Source organism: Shewanella sp. FDAARGOS_354 (assembly GCF_002209245.2).
In the GTDB taxonomy this organism is placed as follows: domain Bacteria; phylum Pseudomonadota; class Gammaproteobacteria; order Enterobacterales; family Shewanellaceae; genus Shewanella; species Shewanella xiamenensis.
In genome coordinates this window covers 2,894,083-2,914,508 of the sequence record NZ_CP022089.2, presented here as the reverse complement: position 1 = coordinate 2,914,508, position 20,426 = coordinate 2,894,083, and the positions used below count along the sequence as shown (strand labels likewise).

The window sequence follows — 20,426 nt, the reverse complement described above, 5'->3', positions numbered from 1 at the left end:
AAACAAAGATGACTAAAAATAAGTATTACTTTCAAAGAATTATTCTTTTTTTATGCGCGTTTTTTGCTGTTGCAGCCCACGCGGCCAACCAGCTCGAAGGTGTGCGTATTTGGGCCGCACCCGAGTCGACACGAATTGTGTTCGATTTGAGTGAGGTGCCCAATTACAGTTATTTTTCCCTCGATGGTCCTCATCGTTTAGTGGTCGATCTAAAAAAGGCATCAACTAAACTGAGCCTGAAAAATATCGATAACAACAGTAAGTTAGTCAAAGGCATACGAGTCAGCAAATCTCCGACGAAAGGCGATTTACGTCTGGTTATTGATTTGGTTAAACCCTTAAATGCGAACTTATTTTCGTTACCCGTGACGGCCCCTTATGGTAATCGGCTTGTGGTTGACCTAGAGGATAAAACTGTGACGGCTTCGCCGTCAGTCACGAGTTCAACTTCAGTTAAAAAATCCGTTAATCAAAGTGTGCCATCTTCCCGCGATATTGTTATCGCGATTGATGCTGGGCATGGTGGTGATGATCCCGGCTCGATTGGACCATCCGGTCTCTATGAGAAAAAAGTCGTGTTCGAAATTGCAAAACGGTTATCGAGCAAAATTAACGACACACCTGGAATGCGTGCAGTGATGATCCGCACTGGTGATTACTTTGTGAATTTGAATAAACGCTCTGAACTTGCTCGTAACAGTAAGGCAGATTTGCTGATCTCTATTCATGCGGATGCTTTTACATCACCCAATCCACGAGGTGCATCTGTGTGGGTATTGTCGATGCGCCGTGCAAACAGTGAAATTGGTCGTTGGTTAGAACAAAAAGAGAAACACTCAGAGTTGCTGGGAGGCGCAGGGGAAATTATTCAAAATACTGATAATGAACAGTATCTTGCTATGACCTTACTCGACATGTCTATGAACAGCTCTATGGCCATTGGTCACTCGGTTGCTGGGGATATTTTAAAAGATTTAGGTGCAGTGACGGAGCTGCATAAGAATCGTCCTGAATCAGCCAGTTTTGCAGTGTTAAAGTCTCCTGATATTCCGTCAATCTTGGTGGAAACGGGCTTTATCTCGAATCCGAAAGAAGAGCGTTTGCTGAGCAGCAACCGTCATCAAGAGAGTATTGCCACTGCGATTTACAAGGGCGTTAATCGTTATTTCCAAAACAACCCACCGGCTGATACCTTATTGGCCAAGCGCAATCATGGAAGTTCAACGGCGCCATCAAGTACTCAATCTGCGGGAAATATTAAGCATAAGGTGAGTCGGGGGGAGTCGCTTTCTGCTATTGCCCAGCGCTATAAAGTCCCGATGGCTAGCATTATACGTGCTAATGGCATGAAGACTGATGTGGTACAGCTTGGGCAGACACTCGTGATTCCTGAGAGCTAAATAGGATGAAGTCTATGGGGATCCAGATCCTTCCACCGCAATTGGCGAACCAAATCGCCGCTGGCGAAGTTGTCGAAAGACCTGCCTCAGTGGTGAAAGAACTCGTTGAGAACAGCTTAGATGCTGGCGCAACCCGTATCGATATCGAAATCGATAAGGGCGGCAGTAAGCTGATTAAGATCCGTGACAATGGTTCGGGGATCCCAAAGGATGAATTAGCCTTGGCGTTGTCGCGCCATGCCACCTCGAAACTGCATTCCCTTGACGATCTTGAAGCTATCCTCAGCTTTGGCTTTCGCGGTGAGGCTTTAGCAAGTATCAGCTCCGTCTCCCGTTTAACCTTAACGTCGCGCACTGCTGAGCAAACCGAAGCGTGGCGAGCTTACGCTGAAGGCGTCGATATGGCTGTTAAAGTCATGCCTGCGGCGCATCCGGTGGGTTCAACCATTGAAGTCGTTGATCTATTTTTTAATACTCCGGCGCGTCGACGCTTTTTAAAAAGTGACAAAACCGAATTTACTCATATTGATGAATGGTTAAAGCGAATTGCTTTGGTGCGGGGGGATATCCATTTTACCCTGATACACAATGGTAAAACCGTGCGCAACTATCGCCCTGCGATGAATGAGTCACAATATTTACAACGACTGACCCAGGTTGCGGGCCGGCCGTTTGCCGAACAAGCACTTCGAATCGAATGTCAACACGATGATTTACGTTTAAGTGGTTATCTGCAATCGCCTTGGTCAACCGTGCAGACCGATACTCATTACTTTTATGTGAATGGCCGTCTAGTGCGCGATCGTTTAGTCAATCATGCGGTACGTCAAGCATTTGCACAAAAGGCCGAAGTAGAACAACCCGGCTATGTGCTGATGCTGGATATCGATCCTCATCAGGTGGATGTGAACGTGCATCCAGCAAAACATGAAGTGCGATTCCATCAAAGCCGTTATGTGCATGATTATATTTTGCAGGCACTGCAATCGGCCTTAGAAGAAGCGGGAGAGCTTAGTTTTGAACATCCTGTCGAGCTTGGTTCGCCCCAAGTGGAGGATGATGTTTCAGAACCCAAGTCTGAACATACTGCCTTCGAGCTGCAATCTCCGAAAGCTAACTTAGCTTGGACTAATACTCCTCAACCTGAAAATTATCTAGGGAGTCAAGTCGATACGGCTATTGGTGAGTCTCGTGCTCGAGATATTGCCACCGTACGGGCGGGGACTATGGTACAGAGCAATGCCTATGGAAGCATGGCGGTACCTAGGGAGTCACGCAGTAGTTCGGCTGGAGAAAGCCGTGCAAGAGCTGAGCTGCCTTCTAAGACAGCGATTGCCAGTTATGGTGCATTACTGGAGACCCCATCTTACAGCGTACAGGACAAGGCTTATCAAGCTGTTTTACCTATGCCATCGATACTCGATGGACAATTTTGGGTATTTAGTGATGGGCCAAAATTAAGTTTATTACGTATTGAGTCTGCAGCATTAGCAGTCCGTAGCCATGAGATTGAAATAAAACTGGCGACAGGGTTGATTGGGCAGCCTTTATTGATGCCAGTATCGGTCGCCGCTGATCCTGATTGGGCAGCGTTACTCGAAGAGCATGCAACACTTATCCGTCAACTTGGTTTAGAGCTAACAATTCGTTACCAGCAGTTGATTATTAAAAAAGTGCCCCCATATCTGAGGGACTGTCAGTTAGCGAAGATCATTCCTGAGTGGTTACAATCGCTACGTTTTGAAGCGCCAGCACCCAATGCATTAGCGTTATGGCTGGCAGAGCAGAGCCTAACTGGATTTATCTCGGCACCCGATATTTGGGCCGCTTATTGCCAGTTAACGGAAGATAAAAGACAGCAAATTGCCAGTAAAGCAGTATCCTTACCTTGGCAATCGTGGCTAGAAGAGCAAGCAATTGAATAAAGAATTACAGCCTAAAGTGGTTTTTTTGATGGGGCCAACGGCGTCAGGAAAAACGGCTTTAGCTCTTGAATTAGCCGAAAAGCATAATTGCGAAATTATCTCGGTTGATTCAGCATTAATCTATCGCGGCATGGATATCGGCAGTGCTAAGCCCTCTGCCGAGGAATTAGCGCGAGGTCCGCATCGTTTGATTGATATTCGCGATCCGAGTGAAAGTTATTCGGCTGCCGATTTTAGAGCCGATGCGCTGCGCGAGATTGAACAGATTATCAGCATGGGCAAGACCCCTTTATTAGTGGGCGGAACCATGATGTATTTTAAGGCTCTATTAGAGGGATTATCGCCGCTACCCAGTGCTGATGAGGCTATTCGCGCCGATATTCAAGCCGAGGCGGATACAAACGGATGGGAAGCGCTGCACGAGCAATTGAGGGAGATAGATCCCGTCTCTGCAGAAAGAATTCATCCTAATGATCCACAAAGGCTTTCAAGAGCGTTAGAAGTCTATAGAATAAGCGGTAAGAGTTTGACTGAGTTAACAATGACCAAGTCGACTCCTTTACCCTATGATGTGGTGCAATTTGCCATTGCACCGCGAGAGCGTAAAGTGTTGCATGCGTTAATCGGGCAGCGTTTTCGCATAATGTTAGAGCAAGGCTTTATTGATGAAGTCGTCCAGCTTAAAGCGAGAGGTGACTTGCATTTAGATTTACCCTCAATGCGTTGCGTGGGATATCGACAATGTTGGCAATATCTCGATGGTGAATTTGACTATGATACTATGGTCGAAAAAGCCGTTGCCGCTACTAGGCAATTAGCTAAGCGTCAATTAACATGGTTGCGTAGTTGGCCAGAGTTGAATTGGCTGGAAAGTGGTGCTGAGGGGAATTTAGTTACACTTATGCGTCAATGCCGCTAGCTTATTAGCCCTTGCTGTATAATACTAAAACTAAACAAAAAACTTCACTGATATCGATTTATTTTTATATAAATTAAAAAGGAAATAATAAAATGGCTAAGGGGCAATCTTTACAAGACCCATTTTTGAACGCACTACGCCGCGAGCGCGTTCCTGTATCTATTTACTTGGTAAACGGCATTAAACTCCAAGGACAGGTAGAGTCGTTTGATCAGTTTGTCATTCTGTTGAAAAACACAGTGAGCCAAATGGTTTACAAACACGCTATTTCTACTGTGGTTCCTGCTCGTCCATTTAACGTTGCTGGCCATCAAAATGCCCAGGGCGGTTATGGCGCGCAAGACGATATGCCAAGTGGCGAATAAAGTTTAGTTAAGGAGTTTGCTTCTTGTTTGATCGTTATGAGGCGGGAGAAACAGCGGTTCTTGTCCATATCGACTTTTCCGATGAGGAACGCCGAGAAGACTTAGTGGAGTTACAGCTATTAGTCGAATCAGCTGGAGCACGCTCAGTCGGGGTCATTACTGGAAGTCGACGCTCACCAGACCGTAAGTTTTTTATTGGTTCTGGTAAAGCCGAGGAGTTAGCCGCCTTAGTGGCAGCCACCGAGGCTAATGTGGTTATTTTCAATCACGCCTTGAGTCCAGCTCAGGAGCGAAATCTTGAACAGGTATGTCAGTGCCGAGTATTGGACAGGACATCACTGATCTTAGATATTTTCGCCCAAAGAGCTCGGACTCATGAAGGTAAGCTGCAAGTGGAGCTAGCGCAATTGCGCCACATGTCGACTCGCCTAGTGCGTGGTTGGACTCACCTTGAGCGCCAAAAGGGTGGTATTGGTTTACGTGGCCCAGGGGAAACCCAACTCGAAACAGATAGGCGCTTGCTTCGGGGGCGCATTAAAAATATCAACAAACGCTTAGAGCGTGTTGATAAACAACGTGAGCAGAGTCGCCGCGCCCGTAAGCGTAGTGACATGCCAACCGTCTCATTAGTGGGTTATACCAACGCGGGCAAGTCGACGCTGTTTAATGCCTTAACCTCATCTGATGTTTATGCAGCTGACCAGCTATTTGCGACTCTTGACCCTACATTGAGAAAGTTAGATCTACCCGACGGTGCCGTAATTTTAGCGGACACTGTAGGTTTTATTCGTCATTTGCCACATGATCTCGTTGCTGCATTTAAAGCAACATTACAAGAGACGCGTCAAGCAGATTTGTTACTGCATATTGTTGATTGTGCAGATGAAAATATGGCGGATAATTTTGAGCAAGTGCAATCAGTGCTTAAAGATATCGATGCTGATAAAGTGATGCAATTGATTGTTTGCAATAAAATTGACTTGCTTGAAGATGTTACGCCGCGTATCGAATATGATGAACGCGGTAAGCCTGTACGAGTCTGGGTTTCGGCACAAAAGCGTTTGGGGTTTGATCTGCTCTTGAAGGCGATCACTGAGTTAATTGGTGAAGTTATTCATGAGTTTACACTTAAGATTCCGGCAACTGCTGGACATTATCTTGGCCAGTTTTATCGACTGGATGCGATACAGCAGAAAGAGTACGACGATCTGGGGAACTGTATTTTGTCTGTTCGTTTATCGGATGCCGATTGGCGCCGATTAGCTAAACAGAGTCAGGGTGAGTTAGAAACCTTTATCTACGATGCGTCGATAGAAAAGGCTGTTTGTTAATAATCTAATTTATTTCATCCACTTATGGAGTGCTAAATGGCTTGGAACGAGCCCGGTAACAAGGGTAATGATCCTTGGGGAAATAAAGGTGGTAACGACAAAGGACCACCGGACCTTGATGAGGTTTTTCGTAATCTTTCAAAACGCTTTGGCGGCAAAGGTAATGGCTCTTCTGGCCAAAACTTTAGTTCCTTTAGCTTAATCATCATTCTTGCCATCGCTTTTGTTGTTTGGGGACTTTCGGGTTTGTACACCATTAAAGAAGCCGAGCGGGGCGTAGCGTTGCGTTTTGGTCAACATAATGGTGAGGTGGGACCGGGTCTTCACTGGAAACCAACGTTTATCGATGAAATTTATCCTGTTGACGTGCAATCAGTTCGCTCTGTGCCATCATCTGGCAGCATGCTAACTTCTGATGAAAACGTCGTGAAGGTTGAGCTAGACGTGCAATATCGTATTTCTGATGCGTATGCCTATCTTTTTAGTGCGGTAGACGCCAATGCCAGTTTACGTGAAGCCACTGACAGTGCGCTGCGCTATGTCATTGGTCACAACAAGATGGACGATATTCTGACCACAGGCCGTGATGCTATTCGTCGCGATACTTGGAAAGAATTAGAACGCATTCTTGAGCCGTACAAGTTGGGCTTGGCTATTGTTGACGTTAACTTCTTGCCAGCGCGTCCGCCTGAAGAAGTGAAAGATGCATTCGACGATGCCATTTCAGCGCAAGAAGACGAACAACGCTTTATTCGTGAGGCTGAAGCCTATGCCCGTGAGATTGAACCGAAAGCACGTGGTGAAGTCGAGCGCATGGCGCAACAAGCTAATGCTTATAAAGAACGTGAAATTTTAGAGGCGCGCGGTAAAGTGGCTCGTTTCGAGTTGCTCTTACCTGAATACCAAGCTGCGCCTGAAGTGACCCGTAAGCGTTTGTATCTCGATGCAATGCAACAGGTGATGACTGACACTAACAAAGTCATTATCGATGCTAAAAACAACGGCAATTTAATGTATCTGCCACTAGACAAGTTTATGAAAGAGAAGCCTGCGACTATGCCAGACGTTGAGCCTAAACCTCAACAGAATGTCAATTCTTCATCTATTTCAACGACACGCATTGGTGAGCCTTTGAGTGAACGCCCATCTCGCGAGGAACGTGCTCGCCAGGGGAGGGAGTAATTCATGGGTAGATTAAGTATTGTTCTGATCGCCGTTATATTAGGCATTGGTTTGTCATCTGTGATGGTGGTTAACGAAGGCGAACGTGCGATTGTGGCGCGCTTTGGCGAAATCGTTAAAGATAAAGTTGATGGCAAACAAGTAACACGTGTTTTCGGCCCAGGTTTACACTTTAAAGTGCCTGTGATCGATAAAGTGAAGTTGCTTGATGCGCGTATCCAAACCTTAGATGGTGCTGCAGATCGTTTCGTCACCTCTGAGAAAAAAGACTTAATGGTCGACTCCTATGTGAAGTGGCGTATTTTTGATTTCGAAAAATACTACCTCTCTACTAATGGGGGGATTAAATCGAATGCTGAGACCTTACTGCAACGTAAGATCAACAACGATTTACGTACCGAGTTTGGTCGTCGTACGATCAAAGAGATCGTTTCTGGGCAGCGTGATGAGTTACAAAATAACGCGTTAGCGAATGCTGCTGAGAGTGCTAAAGATTTAGGTATTGAGGTTGTTGACGTGCGTGTTAAGCAGATCAACCTACCCGCAAACGTGAGTAACAGTATTTACCAACGTATGCGCGCTGAGCGTCAAGCTGTGGCTAAAGAGCACCGTGCTCAAGGTAAAGAGCAATCTGAAATTATTCGCGCTACGATTGATGCCAATGTTACTGTTAAAATTGCGGAAGCAGAGCGTAAAGCCTTAACCATTCGTGGTGAAGGTGATGCATTAGCTGCAAAAATTTATTCGGATGCTTATAACAAAGATCCTGAATTTTTTAGCTTTTTGCGTAGTTTAGATGCTTATCGTGCGAGCTTCTCCGGAAGTTCAGACGTTATGGTGTTAGAGCCAGATAGCGAATTCTTCAAATACATGAAGAGTAGTGCTACTAAGAAATAAGCGATGCTAAATCGTTCAGAATGGGCCCCAATCACTGGGGCCCATTTTTTTATCCTAAATGAAAACAGTAAGTGACAAAGTGAGCGCTAAAATTACATTAGCAATGCATTGTTTATGCCTATCACACAGTCAATATGCTCAAAAAACAGTTCAAAACGATTAAAATTGCTTAACAGCTGTACTTTTTTTGCCCTTTTTTTAAAAAACTCGCAATCTCCCTAACTTACTTGCGTGTTTTCACTATGATCTGCTTCTAATTTTTAGCTATAATGAGCCCCGCTTCAAACTTCGATTTTTGCCCATGGTGATAACTAAGAGGCAAAAAGTCTTTGAAATATAAAAATTCCAACACCCTCTGGGAGATAAGTGGATGAGCAATGCGCCAGTCGATACCGGACGTCGCAGATTCCTGACAGCCGCAACCGCCGTAGTAGGTGGTGCTGGTGCCGTCGCTGTAGCGGTTCCTTTCATCAAGTCATGGAATCCGAGTGCCAAAGCGAAAGCTGCAGGTGCACCGGTCGAAGTAAATATCAGTAAAGTAGAGCCAGGTCAGCTGATCCGTGTTGAATGGCGAGGAAAACCTGTATGGGTTGTTCGTCGCACTGAAGCTGTGATCAATGAACTGCCAACACACGACGATAAGTTAAGAGATCCAGCGTCTGCTGAAATGCAGCAGCCTGAATATGCAACAAATCCTCTGCGCTCAATCAAGCCAGAGTATTTTATTGCTGTCGGTATTTGTACCCACCTAGGATGTTCACCCACTTATTTGCCAGATTCATTTGCTGAGCAAGTTCAAGGTGTGACTTCTGGTTTCTTCTGCCCATGTCATGGTTCTAAGTTCGATATGGCGGGCCGCGTGTTCCAAGGCGTTCCAGCTCCATTGAACCTAGTTATCCCTCCACATCAATATGTTGATGATGGCACTGTTATCATCGGTGTAGATAAAGGAGTGGCGTAATGGTTAAGAATTTAATTAATTGGATTGATGCTCGGATCCCAATGACGGCGACGTATAATCGCCATGTGGGTCAGTATGCTACGCCAACTAACTTTAACTTTTGGTACTTTTTTGGTTCGCTAGCGATGTTGGTATTGGTTAACCAATTACTGACGGGTATCTGGTTAACGATGAACTATGTACCCACAGCAGAAGGTGCTTTCGCCTCTGTTGAATACATCATGCGTGACGTAGAGTACGGCTGGTTATTGCGTTATATGCACTCAACGGGTGCGTCTGCGTTCTTTGTGGTGATCTACTTACATATGTTCCGTGGTCTGATTTACGGTTCATATCAAAAGCCTAGAGAACTGCTGTGGCTATTCGGTATGTTGATTTTCCTCGTGCTGATGGCTGAAGCCTTTATGGGTTACTTGTTGCCATGGGGACAAATGTCTTACTGGGGTGCGCAGGTAATTATTTCTCTGTTCGGTGCTATCCCTGTTATCGGTGATGACTTAACTCTATGGATCCGTGGTGACTACGTGATCTCTGGCGCCACACTGAACCGTTTCTTTGCTCTGCACGTTATCGCACTGCCATTAGTGTTAGTGGTTTTAGTGTTCTTACACTTAATCGCTCTGCACGAAGTGGGTTCAAACAACCCAGACGGTATCGAAATCAAGAAGAACAAAGACGAGAATGGCTGGCCAGTTGATGGCATTCCATTCCACCCATACTACACAGTTAAAGATATTATGGGCGTTGCAGGCTTCCTGATCGTGTTCTGTTACGTACTGTTCTTCATCCCTGAAGGCGGTGGTTACTTCCTTGAGAAGCCAAACTTTGAAGCGGCTAACCCAATGAAGACACCGGAGCACATTGCACCAGTATGGTACTTTACACCTTTCTACGCCATCTTACGTGCTGTTCCCGATAAATTGGGCGGTGTGGTAATGATGGGGCTGTCGATTGCAGTACTGTTCGTATTGCCTTGGTTAGACCGTTGTAAAGTGAAGTCAATTCGCTACCGCAGCACGCTGCACAAGTTGAACATCGCTCAGTTCGCTGTATCGTTCATCGTCTTAGGTTATTTAGGCGCTGTACCTGCAACACCAGAGCTGACTATTGTTGCACGTATCTTCACTGTGACGTATTTCGGCTACTTCTTATTACTGTGGTTATACAGCAAAAATGAGAAAACTAAGCCTGTTCCAGCGAGGTTGACACACTAATGAAAAAATTACTGATTGCATTAGTTACATTGATCCCGACGCTGGCGATGGCCGCGAGTGGACACAATGTACATTTAGAAAAAGCCAATGTTGATCTGCATGATAAAGCTTCTTTAGAGCGTGGTCTGGACATGTTCCAACACTATTGCTCTGGTTGTCACAGCACTCAGTATCAACGCTATGAGCGTGTGGCGAATGATCTCGGTATTTCTGCCGATGATATGCGTAGCAAGTACATGTTTACCGATGCCAAAATCGGTGAGCTGATGCAAAACGCAATTCCACATAAAGATGCGGCTAAGTGGTTCGGTGCAACACCACCAGACTTAACCTTAGTCGCACGTGTTCGTGGCGAAGATTGGGTGTTTTCATACCTCAAAGGCTTCTACAAAGATCCAAGCCGCCCATTTGGCGTAAACAACACTGTATTCCCTTCTGTGGGTATGCCACATGTTCTTGAAGAACTGCAAGGCACGCCTGTTAAGCAAGAAGATGGTACAATTGTGGTTTCTGGTGGTAAGTTAAATGCTGAAGAGTATGACCAAGCGGTACGTGATATCACTGGTTTCTTAGTTTATTCAGCTGAACCTGTTAAGTTAGAGCGTCAAGCTTTAGGTTGGTGGGTGCTCGGATTCCTGTTTATATTCTTTATTGTGGCCTACCTCTTGAAGAAAGAGTATTGGAAAGATGTACACTAGGCACCAATAACGGGTAAAATATAGTATCCGCATAGTGTAAACGGGGGGCTTTGCCCCTCGTTTACTTTTGTTTTATTTCGACTCTGGAGGGTATCAATGGCTGTTGCTGCCAACAAACGCTCTGTCATGACACTGTTTTCAGGTGCTGATGATCTTTATAGCCATCAAGTCCGTATCGTGTTAGCTGAGAAAGGGGTTACTGTTGATGTTTTACAGGTCGACCCTAATGAAATGCCAGAGGATTTACTCGAAGTAAATCCTTATAACTCAGTACCTACTTTATTAGACCGTGAGCTCGTACTCTATGAGTCACGTATCATTATGGAATACTTGGATGAGCGTTTCCCTCATCCACCTTTGATGCCTGTTTACCCTGTATCTCGTGGTCAAAGCCGCTTGATGATGCATCGTATCGATACTGATTGGTACTCACTCGTCGCACGTATTCGTAAAGGTGACCGCGCAGAGGCTGCTCGTAAAGAGCTGACTGAAAGTTTACTGTCAATCGCGCCAGTATTTGCTGAAATGCCTTACTTTATGAGTGAAGAATTTGGTTTAGCGGATTGTTACCTCGGCCCATTATTATGGCGTTTGCCTGTATTGGGTATTGAGTTAGACAGCCGCGTAGCAAAAGACATCAAAGCTTACATGACACGTATTTTTGAGCGTGAATCTTTTAAAGCTTCGTTGACTGAAGCTGAACGCGAAATGCGCATGGGTATGTAATGAAAGCGTTGACTCCAAATCGTCCTTATTTACTCAGGGCTTACTACGATTGGTTGATGGATAACCAATTAACACCTCACGTTGTGGTTGATGCCTTTGTCAAGGGCACTCAAGTACCGCAGCAATATGTGAAGGATGGCCAGATTGTATTAAATATCGCGGCTGGTGCAGTGGGCAATTTGCAAATTGGTAATGAATTTGTGGAGTTCAATGCGCGTTTTGGTGGTGTACCTCAGCAGGTATTATTGCCAATGGCTTCGATTGTGGCCATTTACGCTCGTGAAAATGGCGCTGGGACTGTCTTCGATATTGAAGATGCGTACTTAGTCGAAGAGGAAGCCGAATCGGCCTTGTCTATCATTGAGACAAAAGACAAGCCAACCGAACCAACGGATGAACCGCCTAAGCGTCGTAGCCATTTAACCTTAGTCAAATAAGTTACTTGTGCTCTGATCTATACTATGGAAAGCCAGTCAATTGACTGGCTTTTTGTTTTTTTAATGCTTAATCCCAAGCTGGTGCTGTGGTAGCATTTGCGCCGCATTTCAGCCGTGGAGTGCATCGACTTCCCATTTGAGCCAATGGATTTTGTATGTTGCTAATGATCGACAATTACGACTCTTTTACCTTTAACTTAGTGCAGTATTTTCAGCAGTTAGGGCAAGAGATCGTGGTTAAACGCAATGATGAAATCAGCTTAGCGGAAATCGAGGTGTTATCGCCGAGTCATTTAGTCATCTCTCCTGGCCCTTGCTCACCCAACGAAGCGGGGATTTCCTTGGCAGCAATTGAGCATTTTGCTACTCGTTTACCGATCCTTGGCGTGTGCTTAGGACATCAAGCCATGGCGCAGGTGTTTGGGGCCAAAGTTGTGCGAGCACAGCGGGTGATGCACGGTAAAGTTAGCGAGATTACCCATACTGGTGAGCGCCTGTTTAAAGGGTTAAACCAACCATTAACGGTAACTCGCTACCATTCATTACTGGTTGATACCATACCTGACGGTTTTGTGCTGGATGCTTGGTTTGATGACCCGAGCCATGGACGCGAAATTATGGCGATGAGTCATAAAGAGTTGCCGCTCTTTGGTGTGCAATTTCACCCCGAGTCGATTCTGACCGAACAAGGGCATGAATTGTTGGCAAATTTCTTATCTCAATCGGCTTAGGTTGAATCCAAAAAATCGATTTTGCTCTACTCTTTGTTACAAGATTTCTCCTTCATTTAAGCAAATATGTCGCTCAAGTGTGATATAACTGCCGCAAAACGATGCCTGCTCACGTACTCATGGAGTTAGCTCCAAAGTGTAACTAGGGCTGCGATAACAATAAAAGGAAGGACAAATGAACAGCGTAATGCGAAATTTGGGTTTAAGTGCGTTAGCCGTTGCGGTATTGACGAGTTGCGCCGCCACCTCAACCGAAACGGCAACTCCCGCGACCACACCACAGGCTTATCAAGTCCCTTTAGCTCAGCCTCCCCAAGTTTCACAACCGCTTACGCTGAATCAAATTATGGCGAACCCCGATTGGATGGGGATTTTCGCTAAGGAAGCCTACTGGAGCGATGACAGTCAGAGCGTTTTCTTTGCGCGCCAACCCAGTGCATCGCCATTACGGAATTATTATCAGCAGGGCATTAATGACAGCCGCGCCGTTGAACTGGCCATCGATAAGCTACATGCGGCTGATCAACAGTTTGGTGTGTTCGATAGCACTAAAGCTAACAAGGCGTATCTCTACCAAGGCAATATTTTTGTTAAGCATTTAAGCTCTGGCAAAATCACCCAGCTTACCCGCCAGCGCACTGCCATCAGTGGCCTGCGTTACCTTAACAATGGCGATATCGCCTATTGGCAAGGGGATAATGTTTTCCAAATCCATCAAGACAGTGGATTAGTGGAGCAGTTGGCTGAAATCAAAATGGCGAAAGCGCCTGAAGGTGTGAAAGAACCCAGCAGCTACTTAGCCAAGCAGCAGCACAGACTCATTCAATATGTGGCGTTGCAGCAGGAAAATGCCAAAGCCAAAGAACAGTTTAAGAACGAGCTGCAAAAGAGCGATCCGACCCTCGCCGCTAACACTTGGTATCTAGGTGATGCCGAGGTGGTGTCTGAGCTAAGTCTGTCGCCAGACGGTCGCTATCTGTTTGTAGCCCTAACCGATAAAAATTACACCGGCAGCAGTGAACACGACATCATGCCAAACTACCTCGGTAGCGAAGGCTATATCGACCCTGTGCCCGTGCGTGCCCGTGTCGCGGAAGATAATCCACCAGGACAGCGCTTTTTGGTGTTAGACCTCAATGAGCATAAACAGATCGATGTGACTATCGAAGGCTTAACTGGCTTCGATGAAGACGTTTTAGCTCAGGTTAAGAGTGAAAACGCTAAAGCAAAAGGTGAGTCATATCAAAGTACTAAGGCTCCACGTAAAATCCAGCTGATGCAGGATTGGGGCTGGACTCAAAGCGCGATTCAATGGCATGAGTCTGAGAACAAATTGGCGGTGATGGTCGAAGCGACCGATAACAAAGATCGTTGGATTGCCAGTGTCGATCTGGCAAAGGGCAAGTTTATCACCGAGCATCGCCTGCATGATGATGCTTGGGTGAACTACGACTATAACCAATTTGGCTGGTTACCCGGTACTGACAGTCTGTACTATCTCTCTGAAGAAACAGGTTATTCCCAGCTTTATATCAAGGCTCGTGGCGAAAAGCCCCGCGCTTTGACTCAAGGTAAGTTTGTGGTGAGTGATATTACCCTATCGCCCGATGCAAACTACATCTACTACAAGGCTAACCAAAGCCACCCTGGTATTTACAATGTTCACCGTGTGAATATCGCCTCGGGCAAAAACGAGCAATTAACTCAGTGGGACGGTAACTTAGATTACAGCTTAAGCCCCGATGGCACTAAGTTGCTGCTGAATGCCTCTCGCCGTACAGAGCCGAATGAGCTGTATGTTCAACCGATTGGCGGTGAGTTAAAACAGCTCACGTCATACACCAGCGATGCCTTTAAGCAATATCCATGGCAAGCGCCCGAAGTGGTAGCCGTACCTTCTAATCATGGCGCTGGCCAAGTGTATGCGCGGGTTTATTTGCCGCAGGGATACGACAAATCCCGCGCCGAAAAATATCCTGCCGTTATCTTTAACCATGGCGCAGGTTACTTACAAAATGCCGATTATGGTTTCAGTGGTTACTTCCGTGAGTTTATGTTCCACAACCTACTGACCCAACAAGGCTATGTGGTGATGGACATGGATTATCGTGGTTCTAAAGGCTATGGTCGCGATTGGCGCACGGCGATTTATCGCAATATGGGGCATCCTGAAGTCGAAGATTTAAAAGATGGCGTGACTTGGATGGGCCAAAATGCCAACGTGGATATTAAGCGCGTCGGTACCTATGGCGGTTCTTACGGCGGTTTCTTAACCTTTATGTCCTTGTTTACTGAGCCGGAATTATTCCAAGCAGGCGCTGCACTGCGCCCTGTGGCGGATTGGGCACATTACAACGCGCCATACACCTCCAATATTTTAAACACGCCGGATGTTGACCCTATCGCCTATGAGCGTAGCTCGCCTATTGAACATGCCCAAGGCTTGACTAAGCCATTACTGATCATGAGTGGCGTGATGGATGATAACGTGTTTTTCCAAGATAGCGTGCGCATGGTGCAGCATCTTATCGAGCTGGAAAAACCGATGTTCGAAACGGCGATTTATCCGGTTGAGCCCCACGGCTTCCGTCAGCCATCGAGCTGGTTAGACGAATATCGCCGTATTTACAAACTCTTTGAACAAGAGCTTAAGTAAATCTCGCGAAAGTATTAAGGCCTCAATATGAGGCCTTTTTGTTGCGTGGATTTCGGCGCGAGTGAATCTAATCAGGATTGTAAAATAGTCACTTGTTTGCTTATTGCCAAGAGGTAACCTATATGCTGAAATTGCAATGTTTTTAACGATTTTAGCGTATGCGCGCCACTTAGCACGGGCGAGATAGGAAAGGTAAACTGTGGCGATATCGGTAGCGGGCGGCGTCAGACCTGGCAAAATTTTAGAGATAGAACATAGGCTCTATCAGCAACTTATTCTCGGTAAACAAAAAGCCAGTCCTACTCTATTGGATGATTTAGACCAAGAGCTTGAGGCTGATGCTAATAAACTCGATGTAGAGCGAGAGGCGATACTGTCACGGCTACTTAAACAAATTCAAGCTCGAGAAGTATTTGAGGCCATTTCAAAGCAACTTATTGACACAGTGAATAATGCTATTGAGCATCAATTAGCTTCCCCTGAGTTAGTGCTAGCCAAGTCGGATATTAACGAATCGCAACTCCTGTTACTTGAATTACTGCTGGCTAAAAATCTTGATGCCACAAGATTAAGACCTTTAATCAGCAATTTAAGCTGGTTATGCCGCGATTTAACCAATATGGTTAATAGTCCTGCATTTCGGGCGCGCCGCCCGCAGAGTTCCGATGTACGCGTCACCGATATCAAATTAGTGATGAATTACATTGGCATCGAAAACCTGCGCACTATTATTCCTTATTTTTGCCTGCGTAATTGGCTGCCCAGTGGCAACGCTAAGTTACTCTGGACCACCCGCAAGTTGTGGCGCTATAGCATTGTCAGCGGAATAGCAGCGAATGCGTTAGCGCAGCTTCATAATACTGACTCAGCACTCGTCTATAGTGGTGCATTAATGAATCAGTTGGGCACTTCAGTCGTGCTGAGTCTTAGTGCGCGTTTATTTGATAAAACTTGGGGCAATTGGATCCGTGAGGCAAGCTCGAGTCGAGATAAAGAAGTGTACGATGCTGTAATTGCCACCGAATTCCCTGCTAAAGTGGTTTTTGAGCAAGTGTTAGCCCATGGACATAAGCTTAATTGGCAACTATTAGAGTTACTTAAGTTTGAACAGAGTCCATTAACTCAATTGCTTAAAGAGTTGGACCAAACCTTAACTTACCGCGAACTCTCGATGCCGGCCGCATTAGTGGCACGGGCGAATTGTTATGCTAAGGTGCTGTTGCTTGAAGAGATGCGCCAAATCGAGCCGCAGGAAAAACGCTTAATGTTCGATTATTACGAGCTCAGCGAGCAGGAAGTGCTGCGCCTAAAAGCACAAAATTATCGGAAGTTGGATCTGCTGTAATCTGCACGCCGTTCCCATCGGTGTCCAATTGCGGCACTGATGTGGAGGACGGAAAATGCCAAGCTGGCAAGCTTCTGTATTAAATACTATTTTATCCTATGTGGCACGGCCATCGATCAGCCGAGGTAAAGCCAAACTTCCCCTAAGCCAAGTACGGCAACGTTTATTAGAGCTGGATAAGCGCTGGTTGCCATGGCCTGAAAAGCTCGTTACTGCCTCAATTCCCTTACAACATTCCACACTACTGCATTACGTGCTGCTCGATGACACGCCGCGTTTGGGCAATCTATTTTACATTCGTGGCGGCGGATTCTGTTTTAAAACTCCCCATGCCCACGCAAGACTGGTGGCCGATATCAGCGAACGTTGTCGCCTTGATACGTTTATCCCTGATTATCGTTTAGCGCCGGAGCATCCGTATCCCGCGCCCTGTGACGATGTACTCGAGGCATACCTGCACTTAATTGAGTTGAAAGGGAGCGATAACCTAGTGCTGATGGGCGATTCTGCCGGCGGTAATTTAGCCTTAAGTCTGTTGCTCGAACTTAAAAAGCGCCATCTGCCCATGCCTAAAGCCTGTGTGTTGTTGTCACCCGCGCTGGATTTAGCGATTACCGGCGATACCGAGCTGATTTTAGGCGCGGATGATCCGTTCTTTACCATTGAGTCGCTATTGCGGCTGCGCGGGGCGTATCTTGCTGGGGCGAATCCTATGTCAGAACGGGTTTCACCTTTACAGGGGAACTTGGCAGACTTGCCACCACTCTTAGTGATTGCCGGTACGCGTGAGTTGCTTTTACAGGACTCAGAACGACTGGTTATGCAAGTTAAGGCCAGTGGTGGCGCGGTAGAATCGCGTTTTTATCACAACATGCCCCATGTTTTTCCCCTGTTCCATCTGTTGCCCGAAGCGCTTGAGGCGAGGGAACAAATTGCGGATTTTGTGCTTTCACAGCTGATTCGTTAAAATTGTGTAGTTATTCATATTCGGTGAATAGCTAGCAAAAATAGAGGTAAATAACTTTTTTTCTGACTAAATATGCTAAATGCCTCTGGCGTAAACGCTTGTATAGTTCTTAAACTGCAATCTTTATGCACTTTGGCCTTAAGCATGGTGAATGTTGTTTGTGAAAAACTGGTATTTTGATCACAATTTCGCTAATAATGGCTATTAATAGACACAAGCATACCCTGTATCACTAACTCAAGATAAAGATACGTTGGGGACTCAGACGGCTCCCGATGCCGTTACATTTAAACAAAGGATGAAGAAGAATGAGCGTTGATATGAAGTTGAATCGTGCCCAGTTTGATGCGGTTATGGTGCCTAACTATGCGCCTGCTGCCGTGATCCCAGTACGTGGCGAAGGCAGCCGTGTATGGGATCAAGAGGGTAACGAATTTATCGATTTTGCTGGCGGTATCGCGGTAAATTGCTTAGGTCACTGTCATCCTGCCTTAGTGAATGCCTTAAAAAACCAAGGCGAAAAATTATGGCATCTGTCTAACGTCATGACCAACGAGCCTGCACTCGAGCTGGCCACTAAGTTAGTCAATAGCACATTTGCTGAGCGTGTCTATTTTGCCAACTCTGGCGCCGAAGCCAACGAAGCGGCACTGAAATTAGCCCGTCGTTATGCTTTAGAAAAATACGGCGTAGAGAAAGATGAAATCATCGCCTTCGATAAAGCCTTCCACGGCCGTACTTTCTTCACCGTGAGCGTTGGTGGTCAAGCGGCCTATTCCGATGGTTTTGGTCCAAAACCGCAAAGCATTACCCACTTACCTTATAACGATGTTGCGGCATTAGAAGCGGCCGTATCGGATAAAACCTGCGCCATCATGCTTGAGCCGCTGCAAGGTGAGGGCGGTATTATTAATGCTGATCCTGCGTTCCTCAAAGCGGTGCGTGAACTGGCTAATAAACACAATGCACTGGTGATTTTCGACGAAGTACAAACTGGTGTTGGCCGTACGGGTGAACTTTATGCTTACATGGGCACCGACATAGTGCCGGATATTCTTACCACGGCTAAAGCACTTGGCGGTGGTTTCCCTATTGCAGCTATGCTGACTACTGCGGAAATTGCTGAGCACCTAAAAGTGGGGACTCACGGTTCAACCTATGGTGGTAATCCATTAGCTTGTGCTATCGGCAACGCGGTATTAGATGTGGTTAACACGCCAGAAGTCTTGAATGGTGTGAAACATCGCGAGCAATTATTACGCGATGGCTTGAACAAAATTAATGAAAAATATCACGTTTTCTCTGAAGTTCGCGGTAAAGGCTTACTGTTAGGGGCGGTTCTTAATGAACAATATCAAGGTCGTTCACGTGACTTTTTAGTGGCATCTGTTGCTGAAGGCTTAATGAGCCTGATGGCGGGGGCCAACGTAGTTCGTTTTGCACCTTCACTGGTGATCCCTGAGGCAGATATTGCAGAAGGTCTGGCACGTTTTGAACGTGCCGTGGCGAGCATCGCCGCTGCCTAAGGACCAAAGGAGTGCTGAATTTTATTCGCACTCCTTTTTTGTCAGGGAATTCTTGCAGATATCATTCCTGTCTTTTGAAGATAGGCGCATTGGTGCACTGCAAGCTTAAGTGAGGAGACACTAAGATGTTAATCATACGTCCTATTCGGGCTGGCGACTTTGAATCTCTATACCAAATTGCCGAAGAGTCTGGTCATGGTTTTACCTCATTGCCAGTCAATGCCGATTTGCTTCGGCATAAAATTGCCCGTGCTGAAGCCTCTTTTGCCAAAGTTGTCGATAAGCCCTTTGATGAAGGTTACTTAATGGTGCTCGAGGATACCGCGACCCGTGAAGTGGTCGGCACCTGCGCGATTGAAGCCGCAGTCGGTATGGAAGATGCCTTCTACCATTATCGCCTCGGAACTGAGGTGTACCATTCTGAGCAAATTGAAGTTCGCAACGAGGTGGAAACCTTAACCCTTTGTCACGATTACACCGGCGCCGCTGAGCTTTGTACCCTGTTTTTACGGGAGCCTTATCGTAAGGGGAATAATGGCCGCATGTTATCCCGCAGCCGTTTTCTGTTTTTGGCGCAGCATGCCAAACGCTTTGGCGAAACTGTGATTGCTGAAATGCGTGGTGTGAGTGATGCAGATGGTCATTCTCCCTTCTATGGTTGGTTGCAAAAAAACTTTTTAGGCATTGATTTTATTCAAGCTGACTACCTGTCTGGCTTAGGTAAAAAAGCCTTTATGGCGGAGATGATGCCCCGTAACCCTGTGTATGTTTGCCTGCTGCCAGAAGAAGCGCAAAAAGTGATCGGCGAAGTACACACTAATACGCGTCCGGCCCTAAGCTTGCTGCAGGCCGAAGGTTTTAGATGCCGCGGTTATGTGGATATTTTCGATGGTGGCCCAACGGTCGAGTGCCGTTTAACCGATATTCGTGCTGTGCGTGAAAGCCGTCTACTGACGGTCGAAATTGGTGATATGCCAGAATCCGATAAGCAATTTATTATCTCTAACACTCAATTAGCCAATTACAGAGCGACCGCAGCTTATCTCTGCGTTGATGATAAAGCTGAGCAGGTGGTAATTAGCCCAGAACTCGCCGAAGGTTTGTTACTCGCAAAAGGCGATCAAATCCGTATTTTGGCAATGTAGG

The 20,426-nt window shown here is 46.2% G+C and carries 18 protein-coding genes; all 18 read left to right on the top strand.

The window, feature by feature from the left end; translation table 11 throughout:
* Window positions 1–8: 8 nt before the first annotated feature.
* The 18 genes from CEQ32_RS13130 to astA all read left to right on the top strand — a co-directional run bounded on the left by CEQ32_RS13130 (window position 9) and on the right by astA (window position 20,425).
* A complete protein-coding gene (locus CEQ32_RS13130; RefSeq protein WP_069453623.1) occupies window positions 9–1,400 on the top strand; it encodes an N-acetylmuramoyl-L-alanine amidase in 1,392 nt (463 codons plus the stop codon).
* A gap of 5 nt (window positions 1,401–1,405) precedes the next feature.
* Window positions 1,406–3,325 (top strand): DNA mismatch repair endonuclease MutL, encoded by a 1,920-nt coding sequence (gene mutL, locus CEQ32_RS13125; protein WP_374926198.1) that lies wholly within the window; start codon window positions 1,406–1,408, stop codon window positions 3,323–3,325.
* Window positions 3,318–4,244 carry a tRNA (adenosine(37)-N6)-dimethylallyltransferase MiaA gene (miaA, locus tag CEQ32_RS13120; RefSeq protein ID WP_082389612.1) on the top strand — a complete coding sequence of 309 codons (927 nt, stop codon included), beginning with the start codon at window positions 3,318–3,320 and terminating at the stop codon, window positions 4,242–4,244. The genes mutL and miaA overlap by 8 nt, the downstream gene beginning before the upstream one ends.
* Window positions 4,245–4,336: 92 nt before the next feature.
* Complete coding sequence (gene hfq / locus CEQ32_RS13115; protein ID WP_011070934.1) at window positions 4,337–4,609, top strand: RNA chaperone Hfq; 273 nt, start codon at window positions 4,337–4,339, stop codon at window positions 4,607–4,609.
* 23 nt (window positions 4,610–4,632) lie between these two features.
* The gene (gene hflX, locus CEQ32_RS13110) at window positions 4,633–5,940 is read left to right on the top strand and encodes a ribosome rescue GTPase HflX (RefSeq protein WP_047539763.1); all 1,308 of its coding nucleotides are present in this window, start codon (window positions 4,633–4,635) and stop codon (window positions 5,938–5,940) included.
* A gap of 36 nt (window positions 5,941–5,976) precedes the next feature.
* On the top strand, window positions 5,977–7,122 hold the full coding sequence (gene hflK, locus CEQ32_RS13105) for an FtsH protease activity modulator HflK (protein ID WP_088586175.1): 1,146 nt from the start codon (window positions 5,977–5,979) through the stop codon (window positions 7,120–7,122).
* A gap of 3 nt (window positions 7,123–7,125) precedes the next feature.
* Entirely contained in the window at window positions 7,126–8,019 is an 894-nt protein-coding gene (gene hflC, locus CEQ32_RS13100) for a protease modulator HflC (RefSeq protein WP_037414182.1), read from the top strand.
* A gap of 370 nt (window positions 8,020–8,389) precedes the next feature.
* On the top strand, window positions 8,390–8,980 hold the full coding sequence (gene petA / locus CEQ32_RS13095) for a ubiquinol-cytochrome c reductase iron-sulfur subunit (protein WP_037414180.1): 591 nt from the start codon (window positions 8,390–8,392) through the stop codon (window positions 8,978–8,980).
* Complete coding sequence (locus CEQ32_RS13090) at window positions 8,980–10,194, top strand: cytochrome b (RefSeq protein WP_011715793.1); 1,215 nt, start codon at window positions 8,980–8,982, stop codon at window positions 10,192–10,194. Before petA ends, CEQ32_RS13090 begins: the two co-directional genes overlap by 1 nt.
* Window positions 10,194–10,892, top strand: a complete 699-nt coding sequence (locus CEQ32_RS13085) for a cytochrome c1 (protein ID WP_069453621.1) — start codon at window positions 10,194–10,196, stop codon at window positions 10,890–10,892. The genes CEQ32_RS13090 and CEQ32_RS13085 overlap by 1 nt, the downstream gene beginning before the upstream one ends.
* Window positions 10,893–10,988: 96 nt before the next feature.
* Window positions 10,989–11,618 carry a stringent starvation protein SspA gene (gene sspA / locus CEQ32_RS13080; protein WP_037414175.1) on the top strand — a complete coding sequence of 210 codons (630 nt, stop codon included), beginning with the start codon at window positions 10,989–10,991 and terminating at the stop codon, window positions 11,616–11,618.
* The gene (locus CEQ32_RS13075) at window positions 11,618–12,055 is read left to right on the top strand and encodes a ClpXP protease specificity-enhancing factor (RefSeq protein WP_037414173.1); all 438 of its coding nucleotides are present in this window, start codon (window positions 11,618–11,620) and stop codon (window positions 12,053–12,055) included. Before sspA ends, CEQ32_RS13075 begins: the two co-directional genes overlap by 1 nt.
* Window positions 12,056–12,210: 155 nt before the next feature.
* On the top strand, window positions 12,211–12,786 hold the full coding sequence (locus tag CEQ32_RS13070; protein ID WP_069453620.1) for an anthranilate synthase component II: 576 nt from the start codon (window positions 12,211–12,213) through the stop codon (window positions 12,784–12,786).
* Window positions 12,787–12,961: 175 nt separating this feature from the next.
* A complete protein-coding gene (locus tag CEQ32_RS13065; protein WP_088586174.1) occupies window positions 12,962–15,442 on the top strand; it encodes a S9 family peptidase in 2,481 nt (826 codons plus the stop codon).
* Window positions 15,443–15,641: 199 nt separating this feature from the next.
* Window positions 15,642–16,787 (top strand): HDOD domain-containing protein, encoded by a 1,146-nt coding sequence (locus CEQ32_RS13060; RefSeq protein ID WP_037414167.1) that lies wholly within the window; start codon window positions 15,642–15,644, stop codon window positions 16,785–16,787.
* A 55-nt stretch (window positions 16,788–16,842) separates the two neighbouring features.
* Window positions 16,843–17,754 (top strand): alpha/beta hydrolase, encoded by a 912-nt coding sequence (locus CEQ32_RS13055; protein WP_037427002.1) that lies wholly within the window; start codon window positions 16,843–16,845, stop codon window positions 17,752–17,754.
* Between the two features lie 308 nt (window positions 17,755–18,062).
* A complete protein-coding gene (locus CEQ32_RS13050) occupies window positions 18,063–19,280 on the top strand; it encodes an aspartate aminotransferase family protein (protein WP_088586173.1) in 1,218 nt (405 codons plus the stop codon).
* Window positions 19,281–19,405: 125 nt separating this feature from the next.
* Complete coding sequence (gene astA / locus CEQ32_RS13045) at window positions 19,406–20,425, top strand: arginine N-succinyltransferase (protein ID WP_037414161.1); 1,020 nt, start codon at window positions 19,406–19,408, stop codon at window positions 20,423–20,425.
* The last annotated feature ends 1 nt before the right edge of the window (window position 20,426 follow it).